The sequence below is a fragment of the Streptomyces sp. NPDC127097 genome, from assembly GCF_042724075.1.
In the GTDB taxonomy this organism is placed as follows: Bacteria; Actinomycetota; Actinomycetes; order Streptomycetales; family Streptomycetaceae; genus Streptomyces.
Genome location: NZ_JBHXFI010000003.1, coordinates 221778 through 228268 on the forward strand (window position 1 = coordinate 221778; position 6491 = coordinate 228268).

General features: G+C 72.8%; 1 protein-coding gene. It reads right to left on the reverse strand.

The genetic code is table 11. The features are described 5' to 3' along the window. A partial coding sequence (locus tag ACFWJW_RS04735; protein ID WP_387234852.1) for a beta strand repeat-containing protein occupies positions 1-6491 on the reverse strand: 6491 nt, incomplete at both ends.

Here is a 6491-nt window from a genome sequence, read left to right on the forward strand (position 1 = left end):
CCGCCCTCCCCACCGTCTGCGCATCACCGGCACTTGACGAGGTGAAGCCGGAATCCCCGTTGTAGGTCGCGGTGATGGGGAAGGGGCTGCCGGTCGTGGTGGTGTAGGCGTGGGTGACGGTGGCGATGCCGTCGGAGAGCGTGGTGGTGGAGGAGGGGGTGCCGTCGCCGAAGCTGAAGGTGACCGTACCGGTGGGGATGGCGGCCCCGGGCACCGCGGAGGCGACGGAGGCCGTGAGGGTGGTGGGCTGGCCGACGACCGTGGGATCGGGCGAGGAGAAGACCGCCGTGGTGGTGGCCGCCTTACCGACGGTCTGGGTGTCGCTCGCGCTCGACGAGGTGAAGTTCGCGTCCCCGTCATACGCCGCGGTGATCGCGAACGGACTGCCCGCCGTACTCCCATAAGCGTGCGTCACCACCGCCAGACCCTCACTGACCGGCGCCGTCGACGTCGGACTGCCGTCACCGAAATTGAACGTGACCGTACCCGACGGCGCACCCGCCCCCGGCGCGACCGACGCCACCGACGCCCGCACCGTGGTCAACTGGCCCACCACCGTGGGATCGGGGGTAGACACCACCGCCGTGCTGGTGGCCGCCCTGCCCACGGTCTGGGTATCGCTCCCGCTCGACGAGGTGAAGTTCACGTCCCCGTCATACGCCGCGGTGATCGCGAACGGACTGCCCGCCGTACTCCCATAAGCGTGCGTCACCACCGCCAGACCCTCACTGACCGGCGCGGTCAACGTCGGACTGCCGTCACCGAAATTGAACGTGACCGTACCCGACGGCGCCCCCGTCCCCGGCGCGACCGACGCCACCGAAGCCGTCACCGTGGTCAACTGCCCCACCACCGTGGGATCGGGCGAGGACACCACCGACGTCGTCGTCGCGCACCTGCCCACCGTCTGGGTGTCACCTCCGCTCGCCGAGGAGAAGCTGTCGTTCCCCTCATAGAGCGCGGCCACCGTGTAGGGGCCGCCCGCGGCCGTGAAGGTGTGGGTGACCCGGGCGACGCCGTCGGAGAGCGAAATCGGCGTGGGCGGAGTGCCGTCCCCGAAGTCGAAGGTGACCGCGCCGGCCGGCACCCCGGCTCCCGGTGCGACCGGTGTGACGGTCGCGGTGAAGTCCACCGGCTGGCCGACCACGGACGGATCCGGCGCGGCGGCCACCGTGGTCAGCGTCGACGCCGGATCGACCGTCTGACTGTCCGTGCCCGCGGAGGAGCTGAAGTTGGCGTCCCCGCTGTAGCGCGCGGTCACGGTGTACGGGCTGCCCGTCGCGGTGGTGTAGACGTGGGTGACGCCGGCGACCCCGCCGGAGAGCGAGGCCGTGACGGCCGCCGTTCCGTCCCCGAAGGTGAAGGTGACCGTTCCGGTCGGCACCCCGGCGCCGGGCGGGGTCGGGGCCACGGTCGCGGTGAAGGTCACCGGCCGGCCCGTCACCGAGGGGTCCGGGGAGGAGCTCACGGTCGTCAACGTGGTCGCGGCACTGACCGCCACCCGGTGAACGTCGGTGGTGGTGGCGGGGGCGAAGTCGTCGTCACCGTGGTAGGTGGCGGTGACCGTGTAGGGGCTGCCGGTCGCATCCGGGTAGGCGTGCGTCACGGTCGCCGCATCCGAGATGACCGGTGCGGTGACGGGCGGGGTGGCGTCGCCGAAATCGAAGGTGACGGTCCCGGTGGGGGTGCCCGCGCCCGGGGGAACCGCGGAGACCAGGGCGGTGAAGGTGACCTCCTGTCCGGCCACGGAAGGGTCCGGGGAGGAGAACAGGGACAGGGCGGCGGATGCCCGGCCGACGGTCTGGCTGTCGGTGCCGGTGGAGGGGTCGAAGTCGGTGTCCCCGCTGTAGTCGGCCGTGACGGTGTAGGGGCTGCCGGAGGTGCCGGTCCAGGTGTGCGTCACGGTGGCCACGCCGGCGGTGAGCGTGGCGGTGACGGAGGGGGTGCCGTCACCGAAGTCGAAGGTGACGGTGCCGGTGGGAGTGCCGGCCCCCGGCGCGGCCGCGGAGACCGTCGCGGTGATGCCCACCGGCCGGCCCGTCACGGACGGATCGGGCGAGGAGATCACATCGGTGGTGGTCGCGGCGGGGTCGACGGTCTGCACGCCGGTACCGGTGGAAGGGCTGAAGTCGGCGTCCCCGCTGTAGCCGGCCGTGAGCGCGTACGGGCTGCCGGAGGTGCTCGCCCAGGCGTGTGTCACGGTGGCGGTGCCGTCCGTCACGGGTGCGGTGACGGGCGCGCTGCCGTCACCGAAGTCGAAGGTGACCGTGCCGGTCGGGGTGCCGGCCCCCGGCGCGGCCGCGGAGACCGTCGCGGTGATGCCCACCGGCCGGCCCGTCACCGCGGGATCCGGCGACGAGCTGACCACCGTCGCCGACAACGACGGCTGCACGGTGTGCGTTTCGGTCCCCACGGAGGCGGTGAACCGGTCGTCGCCGCTGTAGGTGGCGTGGACTGTGTACGGGCTGCCCGTGGCGCTCGTGTACGTGTGCACGGCGCTCGCCAGGCCACCCGGCGCGGCGACGGTGACGGGCGCGCTGCCGTCGCCGAAGTCGAAGGTCACCGTCCCCGCCGGCGCGGCGTCCCCCAGGCTGTCGGACAGCACCCTCGCGAGGAACGTCACCGGCTGGCCGGTGACCGAGGGCTCCGGCAGTCCGCTGACGGTGGTGGTGGTCGCGGCCGGGCCGACGGTGTGCGTGCCGGTACCGGTGGAGGGGCTGAAATCGGCGTCCCCGCTGTAGTCGGCCGTGACCGTATAGGGGCTGCCGGACGTACCGTCCCAGGCATGGCTGAGGGTGGCGGTGCCGTCCGTCAGAGGTGCGGTGAGGGGCGGGGTGCCGTCGCCGAAGTCGAAGGTGACGGTGCCGGTGGGGGTGCCGGCTCCCGGTGCGACGGCGGAGACCGTCGCGGTGAGATCCACCGGCTGGCCCGTCACCGAGAGCGCCGGCAGTGCGCTGACGGTGGTGGTGGTCTCGGCCGGGGCGATCGTCTGGGTGCCGGTACCGGTGGACGGGGTGAAGTCGGCGTCCCCGCTGTATTCGGCCGTGACGGTGTACGGGCTGCCGGAGGTACCGGCCCAGGTGTGTGTCGCCGTGGCGACCCCGGAGGTGACCGGCACCGTGCTGGGTGACGTACCGTCACCGAAGTCGAAGGTGACCGTGCCGGTCGGTGTGCCGGCCCCGGGCGCGACGGCCGGGAGGGTCGCGGTGACGGTCACCGGCTGGCCGGTGACCGCCGGTTCGGGCAGCGAGCTGACCACCGTGGTGGACGCGGCCTGGCCGACGGACTGTGTGAGGGTGCCGCTGGAAGCGGTGAAATCAGCGTCCCCGCCGTAGGTGGCGGTGACGGTGTACGGGCTCCCGGACGGGCTGGGGTAGGCGTGCACGGCCGTTGCCACCCCGGCGACGACCGGTTGCGCGGACGGGTCCGTGCCGTCCCCGAAGTCGAAGATCACCGTTCCGTCCGGGACACCCGCGCCCGGCTCCACCGGAGCGATGATCGCCGTGAAGGTGACCGGCTGGCCGACGACGGACGGGTCCGGTGCGGCGGTCACCGTGGTGGTCGTGGCGTCCGGCAGGACCGTCTGGATCGCCGTGGCCACCGAGCCGGTGAAGTCGTCGCTGCTGTTGTAGGTGGCGGTGATCGTGTACGGGCTGTGGAGGCTGCTGGTGTAGGTGTGCAGGAGCGTGACGGCTCCGCCGACCAGGGGGGCCGTGGCGGGCGGGGTGTCATCGCCGAAGTCGACGGTGACCGTGCCGCTCGGGGTGCCGGCACCCGGCGGGACCGGGGCGACCGTCGCGGTGACGGTCACCGGCTGCCCCACGACCGCGGGCTGCGGACCGGAGGTCACCTCCAGGGTGGTCGCGGCCGGGTACAGGGACTGGGAACCAGTGCCCGCGGCAGGGCTGAAGTCCTCGTCGCCGCTGTAGGTGGCGGAGACCGGGTACGGGCTGCCGGCCATGGTGGTGTACGCATGAGTCTCCGTCACCGTGCCGCCCACGGCGGTGGCGGTGACGGTCGGGGTGCCGTCGCCGAAGTCGAAGGTGACCGTCCCGGTCGGCGTGCCCACCGCCGGGGCGTCCGCCGTGAGGTTCGCGGTGAGGGTCACCGGCTGGCCGACCGCGGAAGGGTCCGCCGACGAGAGGACGGCGACGGACACCGTCCCCGGGTTCACTGTCTGGGTGTCGGTGTCCGTGGACGGTGTGAAGCTCGCCTCGCCGTTGTAGGTGGCGGTGACCTGATACGGGCTGCCGGAAGTGTGGCGGTAGGCGTGTACGGCGGTCGCCGAGCCGTCGGTGAGGGGCGCCCGGACAGTCGCGGTGCCGTCGCCGAAGTCGACGGTGACCGTCCCGGTCGGGGTGCCGGCTCCCGCGTCCGTCGAGGTGACGGTCGCGGTGAAGGTGACGTCCTGGCCGGTCACGGACGGGTCCGGGGCGGACTCCAGCACCGTCGAGGTGGCCGCCTGTCCGACCGTGTGGGGGTCGAATCCGGCCGAGCCCGCGAAGTTCCCGTCACCGCTGTAGACCGCGGAGATCGTGCCGGGATCGGCGGCCGCGGTATAGGTGTGGGTGACCGTCGCCGTATCGCCGGTGAGCGGGACCGTCACGGTCGGGGCGCCATCGCCGAAGTCGAAGGTCACCGTCCCGGTCGGGGTGCCCGCGGCGGGCGGCACGGGCAGGACGGTCGCGGTGACGGTCACCAACTCGCCGACGATGGACGGGTCCGGAGTGGAGCTCACCGTCGTCGAGGTGCCCGACACACTGGTCTCCACGCCCTGGGCGACCGTCCCGGTGGAGGCGGCGAAGTCGGCGTCCCCGCTGTAGGCCGCGGTGACGGTGTAGGGACTGCCGGCGGTGCTGGTGTAGGTGTGCGACACCATGGCCACGCCGTGGGAGACCGGTGCGCTGGTGGGCGTGGTGCCGTCACCGAAGTCGAAGGTGACCGTCCCCGTCGGGGTGCCGGCGCCCGGCGGCACCGGGATCACCCGCGCGATCAGCGTCACGCTCTCGCCGACCGCCGACGGAACCCGCGAGGAGGTCACCGTGGTGGTGGTCTCGGCCGGGGCGACGGCATGGACGATGGTGTCCTCGGACGCGGCATAGTTGGCATCACCGAGGTAGACCGCGGTGATCGTGTAGGGGCTGCCGGACACGCTGGTGTAGGGGTGGGTGACGGTCACCGTGCCGTTCACCAACTGGGCGGTGAGGAGCGGGGACCCGTCGCCGAAATCGAAGGTGACCGGCCCGGTCGGAGTGCCCGAGGCGGGTGCGGTGGGGGTCACGGTGACGGTCACCGACTCCCCCGTCACGGACGGGTCCGGTTCGGCGGTGACCGTGGTGGTGGTCGCGGCCTGCTCGACGGTGTGCGTACCGATCCCGGCGGACTCGGTGAAGTTGGCGTCCCCGCTGTAGGTGACGGTGACCGGGAACGGGTTGAGGGGCGCGGTGGCGTAGGCGTGGGTGAGGGCGGCGGTGCCGTCCGTGAGGGGTGCGGTGACGGGTGCGGTGCCGTCGCCGAAGTCGAAGGTGACCGTCCCGGTCGGGGTGCCCACGGCCGGCGGGGCGGCCGCGACGGTCGCGGTGAAGGTGACCGGCTGTCCGGTGACCGACGGTTCCGGCGCGGTCGTCACCGTCGTGGTGGACACCGCTTGGGCGACCGAGTGACTGTCCGCCCCCGAGGAGGGGTTGAAGTTGTCGTCACCGCTGTAGGTCGCGGCGACCGTGTACGGGCTCTCCGCCACCTCCGGATTGGCGTGGGTGACCGTCGCCGTGCCGCCCTCGACGGGTGCCGTGACGGGCGGGCTGCCGTCGCCGAACTCGAATGTCACGGTTCCCGTGGGCGCGCCGGCCGCCGGGGCCTCGGGGGAGATCTGCGCGACGAAGGTCGTCAACTGCCCCACCGTGGACGGGTCGGGTACGGAGGCCACGGCCGTGGCGGTGTCGGCCGGCTGAACGGTCTGGGTGTCGGTGCCGAGGGAGGTCGTGAAGTCCGGGTCACCGTTGTAGGTGGCGGTGACCGGGTACGGCAGTTCGGCCGCGTCGGTGTAGGCGTGGGTGACTTCGGCGGTGCCTGCGGTGAGGAACGCGGTGTCGGGCGGGGTGCCGTCACCGAAGTCGAAGGTGACCGTCCCGGTCGGGGTACCGGCGCCGGGCGCGAGCGCGGTGACCGTCGCACCGAACGTCACCAACTCCCCCACCGTCGACGGATCCGGCGTGGAGACCACGGCGAGGGCGGTGCCGGCCGGCTGGACGCGCTGGGTGTCGAGACCGAGCGAGGTGGTGAAATCCGCGTTCCCGTCGTAGGTGGCGGTGACCGTATAGGGGTCGTCCGCCGCGGCGGTGTAGACGTGGCCGGTGGTGGCGGCGCCGGCCGTGAGCGGTGCGCTGACGGGGGCGCTGCCGTCACCGAAGTCGAAGGTGACCGTCCCGGTCGGGGTACCGGCGCCGGGCGCGAGCGCGGTGACCGTCGCACCGAACGTCACCAACTCCCCC